21 protein-coding genes and 1 pseudogene are annotated in these 23,604 nt (G+C 60.6%); 18 read left to right on the forward strand and 4 right to left on the reverse strand.

The features are described from left to right. Positions 1 to 56: 56 nt before the first annotated feature. Entirely contained in the window at positions 57 to 1,034 is a 978-nt protein-coding gene (locus tag FJ959_RS12780) for an asparaginase (RefSeq protein WP_140581772.1), read from the reverse strand. Positions 1,035 to 1,247: 213 nt separating this feature from the next. Between FJ959_RS12780 and FJ959_RS12785 the strand changes: the two genes are divergently transcribed. The 15 genes from FJ959_RS12785 (at position 1,248) to FJ959_RS31745 (ending at position 16,422) form a co-directional block, all read left to right on the forward strand. Beyond that, positions 1,248 to 2,909, forward strand: a complete 1,662-nt coding sequence (locus FJ959_RS12785) for an ABC transporter substrate-binding protein (protein ID WP_140560030.1) — start codon at positions 1,248 to 1,250, stop codon at positions 2,907 to 2,909. A 63-nt stretch (positions 2,910 to 2,972) separates the two neighbouring features. Beyond that, positions 2,973 to 3,896, forward strand: a complete 924-nt coding sequence (locus FJ959_RS12790; protein WP_140523273.1) for an ABC transporter permease — start codon at positions 2,973 to 2,975, stop codon at positions 3,894 to 3,896. Beyond that, positions 3,896 to 4,906: an ABC transporter permease gene (locus tag FJ959_RS12795; RefSeq protein WP_210239516.1), complete on the forward strand. Its 1,011-nt coding sequence runs from the start codon at positions 3,896 to 3,898 to the stop codon at positions 4,904 to 4,906. The genes FJ959_RS12790 and FJ959_RS12795 overlap by 1 nt, the downstream gene beginning before the upstream one ends. A 97-nt stretch (positions 4,907 to 5,003) precedes the next feature. Beyond that, positions 5,004 to 5,939, forward strand: a complete 936-nt coding sequence (locus tag FJ959_RS12800; RefSeq protein ID WP_181171881.1) for an ABC transporter ATP-binding protein — start codon at positions 5,004 to 5,006, stop codon at positions 5,937 to 5,939. Next, entirely contained in the window at positions 5,936 to 6,991 is a 1,056-nt protein-coding gene (locus FJ959_RS12805) for an ABC transporter ATP-binding protein (protein WP_140560028.1), read from the forward strand. The genes FJ959_RS12800 and FJ959_RS12805 overlap by 4 nt, the downstream gene beginning before the upstream one ends. 29 nt (positions 6,992 to 7,020) lie before the next feature. Further along, positions 7,021 to 7,770, forward strand: coding sequence for a 3-oxoacyl-ACP reductase FabG (gene fabG, locus FJ959_RS12810; RefSeq protein WP_140523280.1), 750 nt, complete (start codon positions 7,021 to 7,023; stop codon positions 7,768 to 7,770). An 84-nt stretch (positions 7,771 to 7,854) separates the two neighbouring features. After that, positions 7,855 to 8,619 carry a FadR/GntR family transcriptional regulator gene (locus FJ959_RS12815; protein ID WP_224704886.1) on the forward strand — a complete coding sequence of 255 codons (765 nt, stop codon included), beginning with the start codon at positions 7,855 to 7,857 and terminating at the stop codon, positions 8,617 to 8,619. Positions 8,620 to 8,660: 41 nt separating this feature from the next. After that, positions 8,661 to 9,560 (forward strand): polysaccharide deacetylase, encoded by a 900-nt coding sequence (locus tag FJ959_RS12820; protein ID WP_140560027.1) that lies wholly within the window; start codon positions 8,661 to 8,663, stop codon positions 9,558 to 9,560. A 317-nt stretch (positions 9,561 to 9,877) separates the two neighbouring features. After that, a complete protein-coding gene (locus FJ959_RS12825) occupies positions 9,878 to 11,413 on the forward strand; it encodes a sugar ABC transporter ATP-binding protein (protein WP_140581777.1) in 1,536 nt (511 codons plus the stop codon). A gap of 80 nt (positions 11,414 to 11,493) precedes the next feature. Beyond that, complete coding sequence (locus FJ959_RS12830; RefSeq protein ID WP_181171880.1) at positions 11,494 to 12,390, forward strand: ABC transporter permease; 897 nt, start codon at positions 11,494 to 11,496, stop codon at positions 12,388 to 12,390. Next, positions 12,390 to 13,400 (forward strand): ABC transporter permease, encoded by a 1,011-nt coding sequence (locus FJ959_RS12835; protein ID WP_140581782.1) that lies wholly within the window; start codon positions 12,390 to 12,392, stop codon positions 13,398 to 13,400. The genes FJ959_RS12830 and FJ959_RS12835 overlap by 1 nt, the downstream gene beginning before the upstream one ends. Positions 13,401 to 13,430: 30 nt before the next feature. Further along, positions 13,431 to 14,645: a sugar ABC transporter substrate-binding protein gene (locus FJ959_RS12840; RefSeq protein ID WP_140581785.1), complete on the forward strand. Its 1,215-nt coding sequence runs from the start codon at positions 13,431 to 13,433 to the stop codon at positions 14,643 to 14,645. A 183-nt stretch (positions 14,646 to 14,828) separates the two neighbouring features. Continuing rightward, positions 14,829 to 15,161 (forward strand): hypothetical protein, encoded by a 333-nt coding sequence (locus FJ959_RS12845; protein ID WP_140523295.1) that lies wholly within the window; start codon positions 14,829 to 14,831, stop codon positions 15,159 to 15,161. Beyond that, a complete protein-coding gene (locus FJ959_RS12850) occupies positions 15,154 to 16,194 on the forward strand; it encodes a GTP-binding protein (RefSeq protein WP_140581788.1) in 1,041 nt (346 codons plus the stop codon). The genes FJ959_RS12845 and FJ959_RS12850 overlap by 8 nt, the downstream gene beginning before the upstream one ends. A gap of 54 nt (positions 16,195 to 16,248) precedes the next feature. Then, entirely contained in the window at positions 16,249 to 16,422 is a 174-nt protein-coding gene (locus FJ959_RS31745) for a hypothetical protein (protein WP_181167739.1), read from the forward strand. Between the two features lie 496 nt (positions 16,423 to 16,918). On the opposite strand, the pseudogene FJ959_RS12860 reads toward FJ959_RS31745, so the two are convergent. Beyond that, positions 16,919 to 17,357: pseudogene (locus FJ959_RS12860) on the reverse strand (transposase); the annotation flags it as partial. Between the two features lie 559 nt (positions 17,358 to 17,916). Between FJ959_RS12860 and FJ959_RS12865 the strand changes: the two are divergent. Next, positions 17,917 to 18,792 carry a hypothetical protein gene (locus tag FJ959_RS12865; RefSeq protein WP_224704885.1) on the forward strand — a complete coding sequence of 292 codons (876 nt, stop codon included), beginning with the start codon at positions 17,917 to 17,919 and terminating at the stop codon, positions 18,790 to 18,792. A gap of 215 nt (positions 18,793 to 19,007) precedes the next feature. Here the strand turns inward: FJ959_RS12865 and xth are convergent, their stop codons facing one another. Further along, a complete protein-coding gene (gene xth / locus FJ959_RS12870; protein WP_140560023.1) occupies positions 19,008 to 19,784 on the reverse strand; it encodes an exodeoxyribonuclease III in 777 nt (258 codons plus the stop codon). Between the two features lie 10 nt (positions 19,785 to 19,794). Further along, positions 19,795 to 19,977 (reverse strand): DUF3606 domain-containing protein, encoded by a 183-nt coding sequence (locus tag FJ959_RS12875; protein ID WP_140523303.1) that lies wholly within the window; start codon positions 19,975 to 19,977, stop codon positions 19,795 to 19,797. A gap of 1,586 nt (positions 19,978 to 21,563) precedes the next feature. On the opposite strand from FJ959_RS12875, the gene FJ959_RS12885 reads away from it, so the two are divergent. Continuing rightward, on the forward strand, positions 21,564 to 22,574 hold the full coding sequence (locus FJ959_RS12885) for an SDR family oxidoreductase (protein WP_140555432.1): 1,011 nt from the start codon (positions 21,564 to 21,566) through the stop codon (positions 22,572 to 22,574). Between the two features lie 187 nt (positions 22,575 to 22,761). After that, positions 22,762 to 22,968 carry a sugar phosphorylase gene (locus FJ959_RS12890; RefSeq protein ID WP_140560021.1) on the forward strand — a complete coding sequence of 69 codons (207 nt, stop codon included), beginning with the start codon at positions 22,762 to 22,764 and terminating at the stop codon, positions 22,966 to 22,968. Positions 22,969 to 23,604: the final 636 nt, after the last annotated feature.

Raw genomic sequence — 23,604 nt, forward strand, 5'->3', positions numbered from 1 at the left:
GGGACGGCGGCGACGGACGGCCGCCTTACGGAAATCAGGCGGTGGAAGAGCGGGCATCAGCCGCCGAAATATTCGATCTCCTGGCGCAGGCGTTCGCCCTCGATGCCCATGCCGAGCAGGACTGCCACGAGCACTCGTGCTTTCTGGCCGCTCAAGTCGCCGGCAAAGATCACGCCCCCGTCGGAGAGTGTCTTGCCGCCGCCATTGCCATAAATCGGCTTGACCCGGCCGCGCTGGCAACGACTGGTCATGATGACGGGAGTACCATTGGCGACAAGCGACGTCGCGGCGGCAGTGACGGCGGGCGTCGCGTTACCCCGCCCGAAACCCTCCAGAATGATGGCCTTGGCACCATCCTGGGCGGCGAAGCGGATGTAGCGGTCACCTATCCCCATGACCAGCTTGATAAGATCGACATCAGCGACAATGCCTTTTGCGTCGTAGGTGCGGCGCAGGACCGGCTTGCGGTGCAATACGATACGGTCGCCGTCCACTTCCCCGAGCTTGCCGTGCTCGTAGGAGATGAAGGTATCGGTGCGTGAACTGTGCGACTTGCTCACGTCACGCGCAGCATGGAATTCCTGCTCGAAGCAGATCATCGCGCCCAGGCCCCGCGCAGTTTCGGATGCGGCTAGCCGGATGGCATCCGTGAGGTTGCGTGGGCCGTCGGGGTTCGCCTCATCGGCCGCGTGCTGTGCGCCGGTGAACACTATCGGCTTGTCAGTCGCGACAAGGAGATCAGCCAAAAAGGCGCTTTCCTCCATCGTATCGGTCCCGTGGGTCACCACGACCCCATCGAAGTCACCTTGAAGGTGGTGTGAAATCCGCTGGGCCAGTGCAAAGCCGAGCGGGAGGTCGATGGCATAGCTGCCGACGTTGCAGAACTCGTCGATGGCGATGTCAATGCCATCGAGCGGATCGTGCAGCATGGCGCGCAACTCCGATCCTGTGACGCTTGCGGTGACATGTCCACTCTCGGCTTCCAGCTTGGATGCGATCGTCCCTCCTGTTGTCATCAGACAGATTTTTCGCATTTCGGTTCCTCGCTGCCGTACCCGACGTTGAATAATTTGGTCAGACCAAGAAATCAAGAAGCTATTTTTTTGTGCATGAAATGCACGAATTTTTCGCATTTTTTGTGATTGACGGTCAGGCCAATTTGTCCATTAATGTCAGTTACGCTCTTTGGTCTGTCCAAAAGCGGAAAGATAACGAAGCGTATTCGCGCAACCAATGGGGAACGAGAGATGGTTGATGATTTTACCAGAATTCGGTTGGCGCCCACGCGCCGTCAGTTCCTGAAAACGACTGCCGCCTTCGGCGGCGCTGCACTTGCTGCATCGACCGGCCGCTTGGGGGAAGCCTTCGCGCAGGACGCAAACAGTACGCTGGTGATCGCGGCGCCCGCGACGCCCCAGGGCCTCGACATCGAGTTCGACGTCAGCCTGGGCTCGATCGATTCCCTCGGTGCGCTCTACGAGTACATGCTTGGCTATGAGAAGATGGATGATCCCAATGCACCCGGCGTGCTGCGGGAGGATACCGGCGTCCATACCGACAAGCCGAACAACCTCGCCTTGCGCGGCCGGTTGGCGGAAAGCTGGGAAGTGGCCCCCGATGGCCGCAAGGCGACCTTCAAGCTACGCGAGGGTGTCGTCTCCAACTGGGGCAACAAGTTCACGTCCAAGGACGTGAAATGGACTTGGGACCGCAAGTTCAACCTCAAGGGGCAAGGCCTGTTCCAGACCGCGGTGCTCGGTCTCAAGACGCCTGACCAGATCAAGGTGGAAGGCGATTATGCGGTCTCTTTCAATCTCGAACAGCCAAATCCATTGCTTCTCAAGCAGCAGTGTAACCTCGCCAACCCGATCTACGACGCCACCAAATGCGCCGAAGCCGGTGGCTCCGACGACCCGTGGGCGGTCAATTTCCTCAAGAACGATAGTGCTGGCTTTGGTCCATATCGCCTTGCCCAGCTCGTGCGCGGTCAACAAGCCGTATTCGAGGCGCGCGAAGACTACTGGGATGAAAAGCCCTTCATGAAGCGCGTCATCATGCGCGAAGTGCCGCAGTCGGCCAGTCGTTTCTCGCTGCTGCAGGGCGGGGCGGTCGACATCGCACAGTTCCTGCAGCCGCGCGAACTGGAGGCGCTGAAGAAGCAGCAGAACGTGGCGGTGGATGCCGTCAATTCGTCCTACATGATCTGGCTGGAGCTCAACTCCAAGATCGCTCCATTCGATAATGTCGACGTGCGCCGAGCCATCAACCTCGCTATCCCGCGCGACGAGATCATCCGCACCATCTACTACGGCTATGCCGACGAGCAGAAGGCGCCGATGCCCTATATCTACCCGATGGCGGATGAAAGCTTCTTCGCGTACGGCTATGATCTTGCCAAGGCCAAGGAGCTTCTTGACAAGGCAGGTGCCAAGAACCTGGCGACCACCTTGTCCTACAACGCCGGCGACCCGACGCAGGAGCCGATCGCATTGCTGATCCAGACCGCGCTAAAGCAGATCGGCGTGGAGCTGACGTTGGAGAAGCTGCCGGCCGGCGTGTTTTACGAGAACGTCACCAAGCGCGCCAAGCCGATGATCTTCTATCTGGATTCGCCGTGGACGCCGGATCCGGGCTACTCGACCTACCTCTACTTCAACTCCGAAAGCTACGTGAACTATTCCAATTATGACAACAAGAGCGTCGATCAGATGATCAAGGACGGTCTTGCCACGCTTGATGACAATGTGCGTAAGCAGAAATACTCGGAGGTGCAGAAGACGTTGATGGACGAAGCGCCCTGGGGCTTCATTGCTTATCCGAAATACACGCTGGCGCGTAAGGCGAACCTCAAGGGTTACACTTACTACACGTCCAATAATCTTCGGTTCCAGGATTTCAGCCGCGGCTGATGAGGTCTTGTCCCTGGAGGCTGCCGCCTCCGGGGACAAGTTAGTGTATCGGAAAGATCTTAGATGTCTTCGAAGCTTAGCCTTCTCCTGAGGCTGGCGGTCATCCGGCCGAGATTTGCGATCGGCTATCTGATCGTCATCGCGATCACCCTGCTGGCGATCTTCGCGCCGGCCATTGCACCCTATTCGCCGACCGAGGCGGATTCGGCCAGCTTCCTGCAGCCGCCGGATGCCACCCATCTCTTTGGCACCGACAATGTCGGCATGGATATTTTCAGTCGTTCCATCTACGCGCCCCGCATTGACTTGACGATCGCGATACTGGGCACGCTCCTGTCGGCGCTGATTGGCGGCTCGATCGGTGCTGTTGTTGGTTTCTACAGCAGCGGGCGCGGCATTCGCGTGTGGCTATCCTTCGCCGTCATGCGCGCGGCCGACGTGCTGCAGGCATTTCCCATTTTCGTCTTCGCCATCGCCCTGGTTGCCAGCCTCGGTCAGAGCATCCAGACGGTGGTTCTGGCCATAGCCTTCGTCAATGCGCCGATCTACTTGCGTCTCATGCGCTCGCAGGTGCTCAGCATCCGCTCCATGCGCTATGTCGAGGCTTCGCAGGTCAATGGCCTGTCGGACATGCAGACCATTCGGCGCCACATCATTCCCAATGCGATGGCGCCGGTGCTGGCGCAGCTATCGGTCAATGTCGGCTGGGGCATCCTGCTGACCTCGGCGCTGTCCTTCGTTGGTGCCGGCGTGCGCGCGCCGACACCTGAATGGGGCAGCATGATCGCCATGGGCTTTCAAAACGTGGTGACCGGCCAGTGGTGGCCGTCCATGTTCCCCGGCGCGATGCTCGCGATCACCGTATTCGGCTTCTCGTTGGTCGGCGCGTCCATCGAGGTCCTGGCCGATCCGTCCAAGCGCCGGCAGCTGCTGAGCGATGCACGCGAGCATCGCCGCCGGGTCGACCGGCCGGCGGAGGGCGCCTGATGCGCATCCTGGCCTATCTCGCCAAGCGCCTGATTTTCGTGGTCCCGCAGTTGCTGGGCATTGTGCTCGTCAGCTTCCTGCTGGTGAAGAGCATTCCGGGTGACCCCGCTGTGCTGATGCTCGGCCCCACGGCGACGCCTTCGGCCATCGCCTCACTGCGCCAGCAGCTCGGGCTCGACCAGCCTCTCTACATGCAGTTCCTGATCTATGTGCGCAATCTCTTGCATGGCGACCTGGGAACCTCCTGGCAGACAACGCGGCCGGTGCTCGAGGATCTGCTTCAGCGCTTCCCGGCGACCCTCGAACTCGTCACGCTTTCGCTGCTCCTGGCTATCATCGTTGGGGTAACGCTGGGCGTTTATGCGGCGCGCAAGCCAAACGGCTGGATCGCGCGCCTGTCCGATCTCTATGGCTTGAGTGCCGGTGCGCTACCGGACTTCTGGTTCGCCCTCGTGCTGATCTTCATCTTCTATACCGTGCTCGGCTGGGCGCCTGCGCCTCTCGGCCGTATCGACATGATCGTCATACCGCCGGCGCCGGTCACCGGAGCCCTCACCATCGACGCGCTTCTCGCCGGCGACCTGCAGGCCTTCTGGTCTGCCTGCGCGCATCTGGTCCTGCCGGTGATGACGCTCGGGCTCCTGAATGCCGGTCCCATCCTCAAGATGACGCAGGCGACGATGGAGAAGATGCTGGACTCGGATTTCAGCCGCTTTGAAGTTTTGTGCGGGGTGCCGCAGAACCTAGTCGTGCGCCATGCGCTGCGCAATGCGTTGCCATCGATCGTCACCATTATCAGCGTGCTCTACGGCTTCCTGATCGGCGGTGCGGTGCTCGTCGAGATCGTGTTCTCGTGGGGAGGGGCGGGGCAATACGCGGTGCAAGGTGTGCTGAATTCGGACATCTATCCGGTTCTAGGCTTTGTGCTCTTCTCCGCCATCTTCTCCCTCATCGTCTACATCGCGGTCGACCTCATCTATTTCCTGCTCGACCCGCGGATCAGCAATTAATGTGAGAATGTCATTGGGCGCAGCAGAAATCATAAGCAAAACGCGCAACGCGTCCGGCGGCGACAAGCCGCCGTTGATCGACATCAGGAACTTGCGCGTGACGTTCCCGTCCGGAAGCGCCGAACCGAAGGCGGTGCTGAAGGGCATCGACCTTGCAGTACAGCCTGGCGAGATCGTTGGCCTGGTCGGTGAGAGTGGCGCGGGCAAGACGACGCTCGCCCGCTCCATCCTCGGGCTGCCGCCATCGCCGGGCCGCATCGCCGGCGGCGAAGTCCACTTCGAGGGCCGCCAGATCCTCAGCCTGTCCGAATCCGAACTCCGCCGTCTTCGCGGCCGCCGTCTCTCGGTCGTGGTGCCGAATCCCCGCGCTGAGCTCAATCCGCTGCTCAAGGTCGGCGACCAGATCGCCGCGATGGCGAGGATCCATCTCGGCGTCGGCGGCAAGGAGGCGCGGCGCATGGCGTTGAAGATCCTGCACGACGTGCAGATACCGGACCCGGAACGGCGCATGGATGCCTATCCTCACGAACTGTCCGGCGGCATGGCGCAGCGCGTCGTCATCGCCATGGCGCTGATCTGCAGCCCGGCCTTTATCATCTCGGATGACGCCACCAGCGGACTCGACGTCACGGTGCAGGCGCAGATCCTGGCCCTGCTGACCAAGCTTGCCTCGGAGCATGGCAGCGCCATGCTGTTCATCACCCGCGACGTCGGCATCACCGCGCATTTCTGCAATCGCATCGCTGTGCTGTTCTCGGGCGAAATCGTCGAAATCGCGCCGCGCGAGGCGCTCTTCCTCGCGCCCGCGCATCCCTACACATTGATGCTGCTTGCAGCCTTCTCCCATAGCCCCAGGCTGCGCGACAGCTGGAGCGTGCCGGACACTGGCCGGCGGCGCGAACCGCCCACCGGCTGCCAGTATGCCGACCGTTGTCCCATCTCTCAGCCGGTTTGCCGCGCACAGCGGCCACCTTTCGCCGAGATCGGTCCGGGCCACTTCGTCCGCTGCCATTTCCCCGTGAGGCACGCATGAACGCCGTCCTGACCATCGACAACCTCTACAAGCGCTTCCCCATTGCCGGCTCCAAGCAGGTGGTGCAGGCGATCAACGGCGTCAGCCTGACCATCGAGCCGGGTGAGACACTGGGGCTCGTCGGCGAGAGTGGCTCAGGCAAGACCACGGTCGGCCGCTGCATCGTCGGCCTGATCGAGCCGACCGCCGGAAACATTCGCTTCCGCGGCACCGACCTGGCGCAGCGCCATCAACACAAGAGCAAGCTGGCTGGCAAGATTCAGCTTGTATTCCAGGAACCGAACGAGTCGCTCGACCCGCGCATGAAGATCGGCGACACGATCAGCGAGCCGCTCCTGCCGCTAAAGCTCGACCGCGAAACGAGGCGCCGCCGCACGGCCGACGCCTTGCGCCTGGTGCGGCTGGATACCGACTTGCTCGACGCCTATCCTTCCGAGCTGCCTTCCGGGCAACAGCAGCGTGTCGGCATAGCGCGCGCCATGGTCACGGAGCCCGAACTCGTCGTCCTCGACGAACCGACCTCGGCGCTCGACCCGACCGCCCGCGCCGAGATCATCGATTTGCTGCGGCGCATCCAGAGCGAACGCAACACCGCCTATCTGTTCATCTCCCACGACCTCTCCACGGTGCGCTTCATCAGCCACCGCGTCGCGGTGATGTATCTCGGCATGATCGTTGAGCAGGGCAGCGCCGAAACGGTCTTCAATCGCCCGCAACATCCCTATTCCAGTGGTTTGCTGTCGTCGGTCATGCTGCCGCATCCGCATCTCAAGATCGAAAGCAGCGTCAGCCTCAAAGGCGAGATCCCGAGCCCGATCAATCTGCCCCAGGGCTGCTTCCTGGCATCGCGCTGCCCGTTCGTCATCGATCGCTGCCGCCGTGAGATGCCGCCGGCTGAGACGGTCGGCGAACGGCACACGGTCCATTGCTTCCGCCACAAGGACGTCGCCGCTTCGGTGCCGGCCTCCGACACCTTCAACGTGTTCATGAAGGAAGCCGAACGCATCCTCGGCCGGCCGGCGCCCGGTGGTCTCGCGTCTTCGCTTCGATAGTCAATCAACCAGGAAATGGGAAACCAAGCATGTCAGGACGTCTCGCTGGAAAGAAAGCACTGGTCACGGGAGGCGCACGCGGCATCGGTGGCGCGATTGCCACGGCCTTCGCGCGCGAGGGCGCCGACGTGGCCGTTCTCGACCTGAAACTCGAGGCCGCCGAGGCGCGCATCTCCGCCCTTGCTGATTTCGGTGCAAGGACCTTCGCCGTCGCGGCCGACGTCAGCGACGAGGCGCAGGTCGAGGCAGCCGTCAAGAAGGTGGAGGCGGCGCTCGGCCATATCGACATACTGGTCAACAATGCCGGCATCGACACGACGTCTGTCGTCGCCGAAATGAGCACCGGCATGTGGGACCAGATGATGGCCGTCAACCTGCGCAGCGTCTTTCTTTGCACGCGCGCGGTGCTGAAGCCGATGATTTCCCGCAAGTTCGGCCGCATCATCAATATCGCCTCGCAGCTCGGTCACAAGGGCGCGCCGGAAATGGCGCACTATGCGGCCGCCAAGGCCGGTGTCATCGGCTTCACCCGCTCGCTCGCCTATGAGGTGGCGCGCGACGGCATCACCGTGAATGCCATCTGTCCCGGCCCGATCGAAACGGAGCTATTCAAGGCGCTGCCGGAGGAATGGAAGAAGCGCAAGCTCGGCGAACTGCCGATCGGCCGCGCCGGCCATGTCGACGAAATCGCTCCCACCGCCGTGCTGCTGGCGTCGGAGGAGGGCGCTTACTACATCGGCGCGACCATGAATCCGAACGGCGGCGATGTCATGCTCTGATCAACCGCGGGCTGAATGGTTCCATCCAAATGTATCTTGTTCTAGCTATGTGGCGACAATTCCTGCTGACGCTGGGGCCTAGCCATGATGAAACGCAATCTTAGTGATGATGGAAAGACGGCGGCCTTACAGCCGCCCGACCTGCGGCGCGAGCGCCGGGAAGCCAGCGGCGGTGTGGCCCAGGCAACGGTGGCCGCCTTGCAGTCGATGATCCGCGACGGCAGGTTGCGACCAGGCGATACATTGCCGCCGCAGCGCGACCTGGCCCGCGACCTCAATGTGAGCCGCGCCACGCTGCGCGAGGCTCTGTCGATCCTCGCCACCATCGGCGAGATCGTTGCGCGCGAGGGAGGGCGGGGCTTCGTTTGTGCCGACCCTTCCGGCGCACCGGCAACTCCGTCCTGGCGCTTCGCGGCGCGTTATTCGCTGAGCGAGGTCTATCAGTTCCGCTACATCGTCGAATCCTACGCGGCCGAGCTCGCGGCGCTGACCCATACCGATCAGGAGATCGCCGACCTGAAGGAATGCACGACCGCCTTTCGCAACGCGGCGCGCGAAAAGGACCTCAATTCCTACGCGCAGACGGACTTCGATTTCCACAACCTCATCATGCGCATCTCGCGCAACAAGCTGCTGGTGGACATGCACCAGACATTCGCGAGCGTGCTGCTGGAGAGCCAGCGCCTGCCCACCGAGCGGCGGGGCAATCTGCTGTTCGCGGTGCAGGAGCATGACCGCATCCTGGAGGCGATTGCCATGGGCGATCCCGATGGCGCCAACTACTACATGCGCAAACATATCAGCATGGCGGGAAGCCGGGCCGGTCTTCCACCCTCGCAACTACCCTAGACGCCCTTCGGCCGGGGACATGAACAACGAAAGGAAGAGAGATGCCGAAAGAAATGTTTGTATCCTACGGAGTGGACGTTGACGCTGTCGCCGGCTGGTTGGGTTCCTACGGCGGTGAGGACAGCCCTTGCGACATCTCTCGCGGCGCCTTCGCAGGCAAGGTCGGCAGCCTCCGGCTGCTTCGGATGTTCGAAAAGTGGGGGATCAAGACGACATGGTTCATCCCCGGTCATTCCATCGAGAGCTTTTGGGACGAAATGAAGGAAGTGGCGGACGCTGGCCACGAGATCGGCATGCATGGCTACAGCCACGAGAACCCGATCGCCATGTCGCCCGAGCAGGAAGAGGCCATCTTCAACAAGTGCGTCGACCTCATCACCAAGCTTTGCGGCAAGGCGCCTCGCGGCTATGTCGCTCCCTGGTGGGAGTTCGGCTCGAAAACAAATGAGCTGTTGAAGCAGAAGGGGCTGCTCTACGACCACTCGCTGATGCATAACGACCATCACCCCTACTATGTGACGGTCGGCGACCAGTGGACGAAGATCGATTATTCCAAGCATCCATCCAGCTGGATGAAGCCGTATTCGCAAGGCGAGGAGACCGATCTCATCGAGATACCGGCATCCTGGTATCTCGATGACCTGCCGCCGATGATGTTCATCAAGGCCTCGCCCAACAGTCACGGCTTCGTCAACCCGCGCGATATCGAGCAGATGTGGCGCGACCAGTTCGACTGGATCTACGAGAACTACGACTATGCCGTGTTCCCGCTGACGATCCATCCCGACGTGTCGGGCAAGCCGCATGTGCTGAAGATGCACGAACGGCTCCATGACTATATGAAGGGCTTCGAGGGCGTGAAGTTCGTCAAGATGGAAGAGATCGCGGCCGATTTCGGCAAGCGCTTCCCGCGCAGCGGCAAGGCACGTCCCAAATCCTGAGCGGCTTCGGCGTACTATGCCGGGACCGCCGCGCGGTCTCCGGCCCGGTTCGCTTGAATGGTCAGACCCGATAGATCGGATTGATTATGCTTTCTGTGTCATCTCGCCGATGGCAGCGCCCATCAATTCTGCTGGAAACAGCAGAATTGATGGTGGAGTTGGTGCCTTCGCACCACTTTTCGACTATCCATTTCCGGTCAGACCAAATGTGCTGAAAATTCAAGCTTTCTTGCAAGTTTTCTTAATTGTCATGGCGGGTAAGGCGTGCTAGCTCCAATCTTGGTCTGACCAAACAGGGAAGACTGGGAAGAGGTGGAATGAAGGATAGAACGCACAACGTCCTTGATTTCCGATCCGTGTCCAAGCGCTACGGTGCCACGATTGCGCTTGAGGATATTTCGTTTGAAATGCGCTCCGGCGAAGTATGCGGTCTGCTCGGCGAAAATGGCGCCGGCAAATCGACACTCGTGAAGATACTGAGTGGCGTCGTCACACCTGATACCGGCTCCATCGAATTGCGCGGCGCTCCTTTCAAGCCGCAGGGCATTGTCGACGCCCGCTTGGCCGGCATAGCAACCGCCTTCCAGGAACTCAGCCTGATTCCGACATTGTCAGTAGCCGCGAACCTGTTCCTGCCGCGCCCGGCACTCAACCGCCTTGGCCTGGTGTCGGCGCGCAACATTGAGCGTGAGGCGGCTGAGATTCTTCAAGCCCATGACGTGACGGATATCGCGCCCCGGCGGCTGGTCGAGGATCTGCCGCTCGGCATGCGCCAGAAGGTCGAGATCGTGCGTGCGCTGCGGCACCGCCCGGCCGTGCTGGTGCTCGACGAAGCGACCGCCGCGCTCTCCGACCGTGAATGGCTTTTCAAGCTGGTCGATGCCGCTGTTCGTGGCGGCACGTCAGTGCTCTACATAAGCCACAAGCTCGACGAGATCCGCCGCCTGTGCCAGCGCTGCGTTATCCTGCGTAACGGCCGCAAGGTGCTGGAAAGCGATGTTGAATCCATGAGCGACGAAGCGATATTCAGCAGTATGGCCGGTCGCTCCGTGGTTGAAGCCGCGGAGAAGGTGCCGTCGGCGGTTCGCGTCGGCGCCACGCCGGCGCTGGAGGTCGGTCACCTGATCGGCCCTGGCGTCAATGATATCAGCTTCTCGCTGGCTCCCGGCGAGATTCTTGGTGTGGCGGGCCTGGAGGGGCACGGGCAGTCCAGTCTCTTCAAGTCGCTGGTGGGCTTGTCGACGCTGCGGGAGGGCACGATCTCGATCGCAGGCAAGGCGACTTCGGTCGGCTCGCCTCGCGCGGCGCGTAGGCTCGGCATGGTGCTGGTGCCGGAGGAACGAAAGTCCGAAGGACTGTTTCACGATCTCACCACGCAGGCGAATATCTCGCTGCCGGTGATAGACAAGGTGAGCCCATTCAAGCTCGTAAACAGATCTTCCGAGCTGCGGCTGGTGGAACAGGTAACCCCGGCAGTGAACCTTTCGAAGCAGCTCCTGCCCCTCAACGTCGGCGCGCTTTCGGGCGGTAACCAGCAGAAGGCGGTCCTGGCGCGGGCGCTGATAACGGGCGCGCGGTGCCTGCTGTTGTTCGATCCCACGCGCGGTGTCGACGTCGGCGCCAAGCGCAACATATACGCCATGATGCGCGCGTTCGTGCGCGATGGCGGCTCGATCCTGTTCTATTCGACTGAACTGGACGAACTCGTTCAGCTCTGTGATCGCTGCCTCGTTCTCTACCGCAATTCGATTGCCGGCGAGCTGGGTCGCGACCATCTCTCACAGGACCGTATGCTGTCGCTGGCATCCGGTTATCGCGACGGGTCGCGGCGGCCTGCCGCCCAAGGGGCGTAACGATGGCATCCGATACGCCTCGCGGCCGCTTGACAATTCTGGGCAACGGAGCGGTCGCCGCCATCGGCCTGCTTATCGTCATGTTCGCCGTCTATGCCGCCCACGAGCCTTCGGCACTCTCGCTGTTCGGCATCGGTAACCTCCTCAACAACGCCATCGTACTCGCCCTCGCCGCAACGGGACTGACGCTCGTCGTGGTATGCGGCGAGCTGGACCTTTCGGGCCCCGGTGTGATCGCCATCGCGAATGTGGTGGTGGCGACGGTGAGTGGCGGCGATGCGGGCGCCCTCGGCAGCTTCGGCCTGGTTCTGTTGGTCGGCCTCGTGGTCGGTGGTCTCAACGGCATACTGGTCGCCTATTTTGGACTGCAGTCGCTCGCCGTGACGCTCGGTTCTCTGATCGCATGCCAAGGCATCGCGCTCCTCATCCTTCCGGCACCTGGCGGCGAGGTGGTGGAATCCATCGCTTATGGCATCACCGGCGACATTCTACGCATTCCCGTGCCGGCGATCCTGTTGGTGCTGGTGCTCGTCTTCTGGTTTCTGCTCAAGCATTCGCGCATGGGTATAGCAATGTACGCGGTCGGCACGGATCAGACGGCCGCGCGGCTCTCGGGGCTCAATATCCGCGCCACCAGGCTATTCGCTTTCGTGGCCGCCGGCCTGTTCTATGCCATGGCCGGCTTCGTTTTCAGCGCCGAGATCGGTTCGGGCGATCCACGCATCAGCGATTCCTTTTTGCTGTTCATGTTCGCGGCGGTCGCGATCGGCGGCACGTCCCTGTTCGGCGGTCGCGGCGGGGTGGTCGGCACGCTGGCCGGTGCAGGTATTTTGACGGTGCTGCAAAAGATGCTGTTCGCGCTCGGCGTGGCTGACTTTTACACCAACATCTTCAACGGACTTATCATGATCTTGGCAATCCTTTTCGGCCAAGCCTCCGCCTATTTGGCGCGCCGATCCGCGAGAAGGGAAGCCTGATGACCGACAAGGACATTACGACCCCCGCACAGACGTCCGAGCACGGCGCGCAGAGCGCGCGCCGCGCACTTGTCTCATCGGACCTTGTGCCGCCGATTACCGTGTTCGCCGCCACGGCGCTGCTGGTCATCGGCACGAAGATCGCCAGTCCCAATTTCGGTTCGTTCGACCAGCTCACCGCCATACTGGTTACCGCCATCTTCCTGGTGGTCGCTTCGTTCGGGCAGGGGCTGGTGATCCTTCTGGGCGGCATCGACTTGTCACTGGGCGTGGTCATCGGTGTCGGCGGCATGATGATCGCGGAACTTACGCGCGGCAGCAACGACGCGCTGCTGTACGCCATTCCGCTTACCCTCTTGTGCTGTCTTGGCATCGGTCTCATCAACGGCATCGGTGTGGCGATTGCCAAGATCCCGCCCTTCATCGTGACGCTGGCGTCCGGCATCACATTCTTCGGGGTGGCGCTGGGTTTCACCGCGGGCAATTCGCAACAATCGGTCGCTCCTGCGATCCAGCAGTTCATGAGCTCCCGCTGGCTGGGTGTACCCTATCCCGTCTATTTCATAATCGTCTTTGCGGTGTTCGCCTGGCTGTTCCAGAACAAGAGCGCGGAAGGCCGCAAGCTCTACGCCATTGGCAGCAGCCCTGGCGCGGCCAACGTGCTGGGCCTGCCGATCGCCGCGCTCACCATCGCGGTCTATGCCATCAGCGGCCTTTGTGCCGGAATGACCGGCATCCTCTTGGCCGGCTATTCCTCGAGCGCGACGCTTGACATGGGCAATGCGCTGCTGATGCCCTCCATCGCCGCCGTCGTCATCGGCGGCGCACGGGTCACCGGTGGCTCCGGCATCTATCTCGGAACTCTTGCCGGCGCGCTCTTCCTCAGCACGTTGTCCACCGTCATCACCACGCTCAGCCTCTCGCAGGGATTCCGCGACCTGGTGCAGGGCGGGATCATCATCATCGCTTTGCTGCTCCAGCGTGGGCGGCTCAATCTGCGAAGCCGTTAGTCGGCGGTCGCTTCAAATGGGAGAAAGAACATGAAGAACGCTTCGCGTAGACTGACTTACGGCCGGGCGGCCATCGCCGCCACGTTGCTTGGTCTGGGGACATCCAGCGCGAATGCCCAGGATACCTACAAGGTGTTCCTGAACATGAGCTACAGCGGCAACACCTGGCAGGCGAGCGCCGCCAACGGCATCAAGGCACTGGCTTCGACCCCGCCTTACGACAAGCAGGTACAGTTCAAGACCATTATCTCCGGCACCGACGTGCAGAAGCAGATATCTGACCTCCAGAGCATGATCGCGGCAGGCGCCAACGCCATTCTTCTGTATCCGCTCTCGCCGACTGCGCTCAACCGCACCATCAAGCAAGCCTGCGATCAAGGCGTCGTGGTGTTCACCTACGACAGTACGGTTACGGAGTCCTGCGCGCACAACGTCTCCAACATCACCGCCCGTTACGGCGCCAATACGGCGCAGTGGATGGTGAACCAGATGGGCGGCAAGGGAGAGCTGATCTTCAACCACGGCGTCGCCGGCACGACCGTGACCAAGACCTATGACGAACAGGCCTATGGCGTGTTCAAGAAATATCCCGACATCAAGATCGTCGGCGATTTCTATGGCAACTGGAACGACGCGACCTCGCAGGAGGAGGTTGCCAAGATCTTGGCCGCGCACCCCAACGTCGACGGCATCTGGACGGTTGACGGCACCTTTGGCTCTTTGCAGGCCGTCATCAACAGTCGTCCCGACAAGCTGGTCGTGATTGCCGGCCAGTCCAACAACGGCTATCGCCTGGCGATGGCGGATCCGGCCATGCAGGCCAAGGGCCTGAAAGGCGTTTCCTCGAGCGCGGGTCCGGCCGTTGGCGGCTACGCCTTCAAGCTCATGATGGAAGTCGTGACCGGCAAGAAGAAGCTAACCGCCAACAACATCGAATATCCGCTGCCATGGGTTGAGCCGCAGGATGTGAAGCTCTGCCAGGGTGAGACCTTCGTTGACGGCTGCAACACCTTCCCTGCCGACAAGGTGCCACCGCTCTTCATCGACACCTCGCTGAACGGCGATCTGCTGCCCGAACTCAGCTTGAAGTCGGTGCAAGATAGTACGCCCACGCCGGGCGCAACCATCAAGGATCTGCCCGACGTGACCTACGCCGACAATTTGCCCGGCATCAATTGCGGAAAATGTGAGCCGACCAAGGACTGGCTGGAGCCAAACAAGGTTAAGCCGATCCCGGCCCCTTGAGTTCCTCGACAGAAGAACGCGGCCTCGGCATTTCCGAGACCGCGTTCTTCTTCTGGTCGAAGCCTGCGGTAGACCAGGCAGGGGGGACTTGGCATCGCCAGGCAGGGCAACCACCTACAGAGGAACTGTAAGGCCCTGTCGGGGTCAAACGGTCTCCGAAGACGGTCATCCAAGGAGCAGATCATGTGCTCGCTATGCGGCGTTCTAGGCAGCAACGAACATTGGACCGATGCCGTGGCCCGGCCCGGCGTTTACACGCGCAACGTCGAAAACGTTGACCGGCGCCGTGAGCGCGCCAATCGCGTCAGGATAGCTAATCTCATCCTGGCCTCCTTCGGCATGCGGCTGGCGGACTGGCAGGGGACGGCCTTTGTCATTTCAACGCGAACGGGCAAGACCGAGATCATCAACGATCTCGGACACCTATGGCAGGCTGCGGAGCGTCTTTCGGGCAGGACTTGCGATCCGTTGGAGGCCGATGTCATCGCAAGCTTCGAAGCCGGTCGCGATGGCTGAACTACCGCCTTTCACCCCGGTCCACCTGCTGACAGGTTTTCTCGGCTCGGGCAAAACCACACTTCTGAAACGGTTGCTTGATGACCCGGATCTATCGGACGCGGCCGTGCTCATCAATGAATTCGGCCAGGTTGGGCTCGACCACCACTTGGTGGAACGAATTGACGAAACCATGGTACTGCTTCAGTCCGGCTGCGTGTGCTGCACCGTGCGCGGTGAACTGGCCGACGCGATCCGCGATCTATATTCGAAGCGGGAGCGAGGCCAGATATCCCCGTTCCGGCAGGTAGTGGTCGAAAGTACGGGGCTGGCTGACCCATTTCCGATTCTTTCGACGCTAAAATCCGATCCGATGCTGAAGCACCATTTCATCGTGGGAAATGTGGTGACCACCGTCGACGTCATGAACGGGATTGCCAACCTCGACCGATATATCGAATCCAATCGTCAGGTGGCCATTGCCGACAGGCTGGTCATGACCAAGACCGATCTCGCTGACGACGCCAAAATCGGGCGACTTGCAGATCGGCTGGAGCGCATCAATCCGGATGCCCCGATACTGAATGTCCGCTCCGGGTTCTGCGCACGAGATCTGTTCGAGCAGGAGACTGTAGCCCGTGCAAGCCAGCTGCAATCGCAGTCAGGCTTCTTCTGCGAGGAGGCTGCCGTGTTGGCGACTGCCGCCGGACAGGCGCATCAAGCGGCGATCGCATCCTGCGTCCTGGTCTGGGACGAGCAAGTCGATTGGACCGCGTTCGGCTTATGGCTCACCATGCTGCTCAACAGACATGGAGAGCGTGTCCTTCGGGTGAAGGGCATCCTGAACATCGCAGGTGAAGACCGCCCGGTCGCGGTCCACGGTGTGCAGCATCTCGTTCATCCTCCTGTACATATGGAGGCGTGGCCGAGCCAAGACCGCACATCGCGGCTGGTCATCATTGCCGACGGCCTCGATTTAGAACGGGTGCAGCGCTCATTCGCTGCATTCGCATTGGCCAGCCAGCCCAAAGTCATGGTGATCGGCGGCGCGTAGCCGAGCGCCAATGTACCCCACACGGACCAACCGACCGCGGCGATGGTCATTGGCATGCCGATCATGATGATCATCGTGGCGATGCTGGTGCTGCTGATGATCATGCGTCATCGGCGACCGAAGCGCGGCGGCGATGATCAGCATCACGCTGCCTTCGTCCCAAGCGAAAGCCGCTCCCCGCTCAGAAGACACAAACCGCCAAGCGCGGCGCGGCCGACGCGATGTTGAGCGCCTCTCATACACGCTGCGGCTCGGTGCGGCATCCCAGAACCACGATCACGCCCAACTGCGTCGGCATCTTGCCGATTTGGTCGCGGCCTACAATTTCGGTCGCAGACTCGAAACCCTCAAAGTCTCACCCCCTACGAGTTCATCTGCAAGCCATGAGCTTCCCAGCCCGAGCGCTTCACTCTCAATCCGCTCCAGCAAATGCCGGGACTTCTCTATTCGGTGTGTTGAAGTCAATCGCTTTCAAGCTTCCTCTACCATGGGCATTTGATGTCTTTCGCGAGGCCCTGCTTCTCTTCGGGATCGGCGCTTTGGCCCTCCCAGCATGGGATCAGTTGGAATGAAGGGGACAATCTAAACAGCGTTCTCACCACGTTGCCGCGGTGGAAACGAGTCCCGGCACGTCCTCTCTTCATCCTCCGTCCCGCGAAGGACATGTATCCGCCCTTGGCGGATCCCGTTATCGGATCTTCTCCCTTTCGTTTGGTGGACCCGGCTATATCACCCCCGTCGCTTCCTCTCGCGCCCAGCGGAACTCACCGCCGTCGGACCATATTCTGTGCATGATGACAGCCATTCTGCGAGCAAGGGCAACGGTCGCCCTTTGCCGGCCTCGACGTTTGGCGATGTTCGTCGCCCAAGTTTTCAGCCATGACCACTTTCTCACCACCGTCAGCAAGACTTGCGCGGCTTCATAAAGCAGCGTCCGCATCATGGCGTCACCGCACAGGGAAACACGTCCGACGCGATTGTCCTCGCCTGATTGATGCAACCGCGGCGTCAACCCGAGAGCCGGACCTACGGCTTTCGAGTTCTTGAAGCGTGCAGGAACGTCGACCGTGGCATTGAAAGCCAGCGCAACGACAGGGCCGATGCCAGGCACGGTCATCAACCGCCTGCAGAACCGTGTCATCCTTCACGATCGACAACAACCTTTCATGCAGCACCGTGAACTGCTCGCGAAGTTTCTGTCGGGCGGCAAGCAACGCCTCCATAATGTCACATAGCTCCGGAATGTCGTTGGAAAGGTCCTGGATGCGATCTGCAAATTTGGCAGCGCCGACAGACTGGTGCAGCCATGGGTATCTCCCCTCGACAACCCCCTTCAGAAAAAACGCATCCAGCGGCCATTTCTCCTGAATTCCCGCACTTTGGCTTTCCAGCGATAAACTGGCCTTGGGCGATGAATGGAAACGGTCAGGTGTCTGTGCTCGAGAAGGTCCACATAATTGGCACTGTTGAATTTCGATTTCGGTCTCGAATTAAGAAAGCTGGTGCAAATCCAGCTTGATCGGCCTCTCGGGCTTCCGGACGAAAAGCGCAGATCCTGTTGCATTGCGCGCTGGATCGCCGATCGCGCTATCGCCCAGGCCCTAGCGAAGTAAGCAAAGGTCCGTTCGCCTCCTGCAATCTGGGAGTTCTTGCCGACATCGGCGCGAAGGGCACTTGCGCTTTCGTAAAGCGTTCTCCTGTCAGAGATGCGGTGAAGGCTCCATGATCATGAAGAGAACGGATGGATCAGGTTCGAATGACAATGTCTCAACGGGCGTGCCGGCGTCCTTCCCCTTTGATCGGACCACCGTCGAACGCTTCCGGAAGAGTTTTCCCCGGGCCCGCTGGAGCGATCAACTCAAGGCCTGGTTTGTCCCGGGAAAGACCGCAGCTCGGCGCGTCAATCGTTGGATGGAGCAAGAACTCGCCGGATCGAGCGTGCATGCTGACAGCAGAGGACGCGACGCCTACGCCTTCGATCCTATCGTTTCCAAGTACCTGTTCGTGCACCAGGATCGGCTGGAGGTGCAAACACCATATTCTCGCTCGGTGGTGAAGGTGATGCGCGACGTGCCGTTTGCGTCCTGGGATCCCGACAGGCACGCTTGGAAAGTGCCATATCGCTCCTATGAACAACTGCATCGACGCTGGGCGGAAATTGAGGCTGCCGCTCTTCGCAACGAGCCCGAAGCGCGAAAACAGCGCGCGGCGCAGAGGCAGGGGTCTCCGCAAGAACTGGCGTCTCGCGCCCATGCCACGGAACGCCGCCGCAGGCGCTATCCGCTGGATCCAAACGATCTTCCGCCGCTTGGCCGGCCGGTAATGACACGGGGCTACGGTGTCATTGTCTTCATCGGGTGCGATGGCGAGCCCGTCGATGGCGACATTCTTGGTACCCAGTACGCCGACTTTCCAGACCACCATGACTATGTCTGGGGTCGGTGGCGTCCCGCCGCCCTCGATGAGCTCATCAAGACCTGGCCCTCGCGAACCAAGACGGAGATTGGTGACGCGCTTTGGTGGCAGCCAACTCTCGATGACCTCAGGGTCGCACGAAAGGCGGCGCGTGGGTTGGAAAGACGGCGAGGTCGAGTGTGACCCTGTTTGCCACCGTTGAGGCTCTTCTCGATGCCTCCACCGAAGTCTGCAAAGTCGGCGGGTCCATACCTCGTCGGGTTTGGACTCGATCCGTGCAAGCACGCGCGAACGGAAATTGCTGTCAGGCTCAACCAAGGACATGTCCGAAATATGCGACAAGTTTCGGACAAAGGCGTGAACCTGCTGACATCTGAACTTGGCCCCGTCAAAATCGACTAGTCGAGCTCTATCCAAGCCGGCGCATGATCGCTGGGCTTTTCCCACCCTCGCGTCCCAACATCCACGCCGGCATCGCGAAGCCTGGGCGACAACGATGGACTGACGAGCAGATGGTCCATTCGCAGGCCAGAACTCTTGTCGTAGCCGCCGCCATAGGTGTGATTCCAATAAGTATAGACCCCCTTCTCCGGGCGGATGCGCCGGACCGCATCGATCCAGCCATCCTCAAGCATCTCGGCATAGGCTTGCCGGCTCTCGGGGAAGAAAACCGCATCGCCGAGCCATCGTCGCGGCACCACGGCGTCAATCGGAGTTGGAACGACGTTGTAGTCTCCACACAGCACTGTCGGCGCTCCCGCTTTGAGCAAGTCCTGGCCGTGGCTGATCAAGCGGTCGAACCAGCGCAGCTTGTAGTCGAACTTGGGACCAGGCGCTGGATTCCCATTGGGCACGTAGAGACAGCCGACAACGAGCCGGTCCACCTGGGCTTCGATGTAGCGGCTGTGAGTGTCATCAGGATCGCCAGGCAAGCCGCGCCGGCGTTCAACCGGGTCCATCCCTCGAGTTACAATGGCCACTCCGTTGTAGGATTTCTGGCCATGCCAGATGGCGCCGTACCCCGCCTCGCGGATGGCCTTGATCGGAAATTTCTCGTCGGACGTTTTTAGTTCCTGGAGGCAGACGATGTCGTAGTTGGTGGCCGAGAGCCACTTGAGGAGCACGGGCAGCCGTCCATTGACACCGTTCACATTGAAGGTGGCAATCCGAACCATTTGCCGTGGCTCATTTCTTTCCGAGTTTGTCCTTGACCTTCTTGCGACTGTTGCCGACCGATTTCACGGCCGATTTGACGTCGGCTTTGCTTGCCCCACTCTTGCCCGCCTCGTATTTCACCTCATGATTCTGCCCACCAGCGACCTTTGCGCGGTCCTGGCTGCGCCCGCGAGTTGTTTGAGTAGCGGCCATTTCTTCCTCCAAGGATTAGTTTCGATTTCCCAACAACGCGGCCGGACTCTTCCGGTTCAATTCATCGGCGCGTAGTGTGGAACTGAAAGTCAGGGCCAGCTATTGGATCGAACTATGTGTTCGGGTTCCGCATGCCGGCAGGCCGCCCTCTACCCGGACATAACCCCCTGCCTCAGTTTCGTCCGTTCCAGCGCTGCGCGATGATCGACGACATACCGGTCCATACGGGAATGACGAAGTGCAGGTGAAATGAATAGGGGATCGCGGCGATCTCTTCTCGATATACACATGGCGAGGCGAGCGACCGCGAGAAGCACGAATGTCCTCTTTGGAAACCCGGTACCCATCCGGTGAAGCAGCCTTGCTGACATAGGCTGAAGGGCTGCAAGTTCTAGTGCCAGCACTAGGAGTAGCCCTATGACGAAGCATCAGATTGAAGTGATCACCTCGGTCGAGCGGCGCCGGCGCTGGGCCGGAGGAGAAGGAGCGGGTGGTCGGCGCGACATTTGAACCGGACGCCAATGTTTGGAGCTTGCGCGATCGGCCGGCATTCAAGGATCGATGACGGACGCTTTGATCGCATTGGTAGCCGCGGCCACAGAGCGCACGGGACTGCCGCTCCCGGGTCCAGCGGCTTCACTTCGTCCAAGTTTTCAGGCTCTCTCACATTCTCCCGAGCAGCCAGATCAGCCCAGCGTCCGGCTCGGCCTCAGTGCTGCTGGTACCTGACGCCCTTTCGAGGGCGCAATGGATGTTTCGCAAAGTCGAGGTGCATGACTATCATAGTTAATTGTAACTGCTGGTAACCTTGCGTAACCGGTAGCCATCAGTAGCTTTTGAGCAGAGAACGGTATGTTGTATCCTGGTCGTTTTTTGGGGCCGAGCGATATTGTTATGCTTGCCCACGTTTGTCACTCCGTCTGCAAAGAGCGCGGCGTAGCCCCTGCTTCGAACGAAGCAGCGCGCATTGCTGCGCACGTCCTCAGGCTCTTTATGAACGGCCTGACTGAGGAGGATGAACTGCTCGATGCTGAGAGGAACTGGGCTCGACGGCTCGACCCGTCATACCTGCAGATTCCCGTCAATTACGCTGAGACGGAAGAGGCCGCGTAATCCCCAGGCGCTTGTCAAAGGTGAAATTATGTCGCTCGTGCAGACCGATTAGATCAATCACCAGCCGCGAGCTCCGGATCGGCCGGCTCAAATCATTGGACGAAGATGCGTTGCCGCTAACGGGCAAAGAACTCTGCTAGCGGTCAATTGGGTAGGCGAAATTCTGTGGGCCCACAACGCCAGCAGGATCGCCTCGTACGCACTGCCGATCTCCAGTCGAGGTAATTTCGGCTGTCATAGCCGATGATTTGCTCCATTGCTTCCTTATCTCGGGCATTGAGAGCTCTTGGGTTCGCGGTCAATCGGACCTCCTGCGCAACCAGCCGCCCAGCCATTCGCCATCCCGTGGAGAAAATTCGCCATCCCGTGGAGAAAAGATGACATGGCGGCCCTCCTCGGGCTCTCTCGATCGGACCAAGGAACCTTATCAGGCCGAGGCGGTTCGGACGTTTCACGCGCCTCGGAGAAGTCGAATGACCAAAGACCGTCCCCGTTCATTGTCCCGACGTGAAGTCATGGCGGCAGCAGGAGTCGGAATAGCGGCCGGCGTCTCGGGTACGGCCAGCGCCCAGCAAACAACGACCAAAATCTCAGAGAACGGACCCGCGATGCAAGATCCCCGCTCCAAGTACCCGAAGCCGCCATTCGAAGCACAGACGCAGCCCTGGCCCGGCCTGGCACGCGACATGAAGCCGAAACCCGACCACGGAGAGACCAGCTACAAGGGTTCAGACCGGCTTGCGGGTCGCAAAGCTCTGATCACGGGAGGCGATTCCGGTATGGGCCGGGCCGCCGCTATTGCTTATGCGCGCGAAGGAGCGGATGTCGCGATCAACTTCTATCCGTCGGAAGAGCCCGACGCGAGTGAGGTGATCCAACTTATACGAGATGCCGGCAGGACCGGAGTCGCGCTTCCCGGCGATTTGCGGGAGGAGGCTTTCTGCCAGAAATTGGTTGCCGACGCCCTGCAGCAGCTCGGCGGGCTCGATATCGTCGTCTGCAATGCCGGCCGGCAGCAGGCGAAACCCTCCATCCTCGACATAACGAGCGAGGACTTCGACGCTACAATGAAGACCAACATCTACGCGCCGTTCTGGATCATCAAGGCGGTGCTGCCGCATCTGAAGCCAGGATCCTGCATAATCGGAACGACCTCGGAACAGGCCTACGATCCTTCGCCCGAGCTCTACGACTACGCTCAGACCAAGGCCGCGACTATGAACTACGTGAAGTCGTTGGCGAAGCAGCTCGGACCTAAGGGTATTCGCGTAAACGGCGTGGCCCCGGGACCGATCTGGACGCCCCTGCAGATAAGCGGCGGCGCGTCGGAGGAAAAATACAAGAAATTCGGCAGCACAACTGCGTTGGAACGGCCGGGTCAGCCGGCGGAACTGGCCTCCATCTATGTGCAGTTGGCAGCCAACGATGCAAGCTTCGCAACCGGAAATATCTACGGGTCCGGCGGCGGCCAGGGGCAGCCATAAGCAAACGAAGGGGCAAAGGTGATGCTCCCAAGCGGATCCTTCATCACCTCGTCGCCCGCAAGATCCGCTGAGCGGCTGAGCGATGCCATCAGCTCCGCCTGCGGGGATATTCGCCGTGCAGGAGGAACATTTCGCGAGGGGGGCAGTTTGCGATCTGTGTCTTCCACTTCCATGAAACAGGTGCGAAATGACCGTTCGCGAGCTTTTAGAGCAGATCAAGGATTTACCGCCGGAGACGCTGGTCTGCAGCGCCGAAGTGGACGAAGCCTTTGGCATGAATCCTACTGCGGTAGAAATCGTTGACGACGCTCAAATTGGTAGCCGCAAGTCCGATGGCACCGAGGCGATCCAACTGGGCGGCGGGAGAGATAAGGTGATCGTCATTCGCTGGTGAGGCGCCGAGGGCAGCTTCCGTTCTTCCATAGAATTCACGTCCAGCCATCGACGGCAAAGGCAAAACCGAGTTTGGAAGGAGCTTTGTCATGGCCATGCAGTCGAAAGCGCCGGCCTCGTGAAGCGCAGAAGGAGACCGTTCAGCGGGTGACGCACGAGTACAACCACGGCCCGCTATCGCGCCTCGAACTGGAAAGCCCGAAGGAAAACCGGGAAAGCTGAAGAAGCCGAGGGCCAAGGAATGTAAGGCGAAACCGGGCAGGCAGAAGCCGAAGGCAAACGTCCTCAAGCCACCATGATGGCGATGGCACTACGAAAGCCGAATTCTACAACCATTCCAGCGTCGCAACATTCCGGGCCGATCGAAAATGTCGAACGGCAGCTCGAGTGCCCCAGACCATCCCAAGGCTCACATAGAGGGTGGCGGTCAGGAAGAACCAGAAGGGAATTCCGCGCATCGGCCAGGGTGCTTGCCTGTTCACGAAGAAGCTTGAACGCGGCCGCTTCATCTGGCCGTCGGCAGCCGACGGGACTGTGGTGAGGGATGCCGCGCCGATCTCCCCGATCGCGAGACGGCGAAACTGTGCGATAGAGCCGCAGAAGCAGTCGTGGCGCTCCGATCAAATTTCTAGAAACA

This window comes from Mesorhizobium sp. B2-2-4, from assembly GCF_006442375.1.
Lineage (GTDB): Bacteria > Pseudomonadota > Alphaproteobacteria > Rhizobiales > Rhizobiaceae > Mesorhizobium.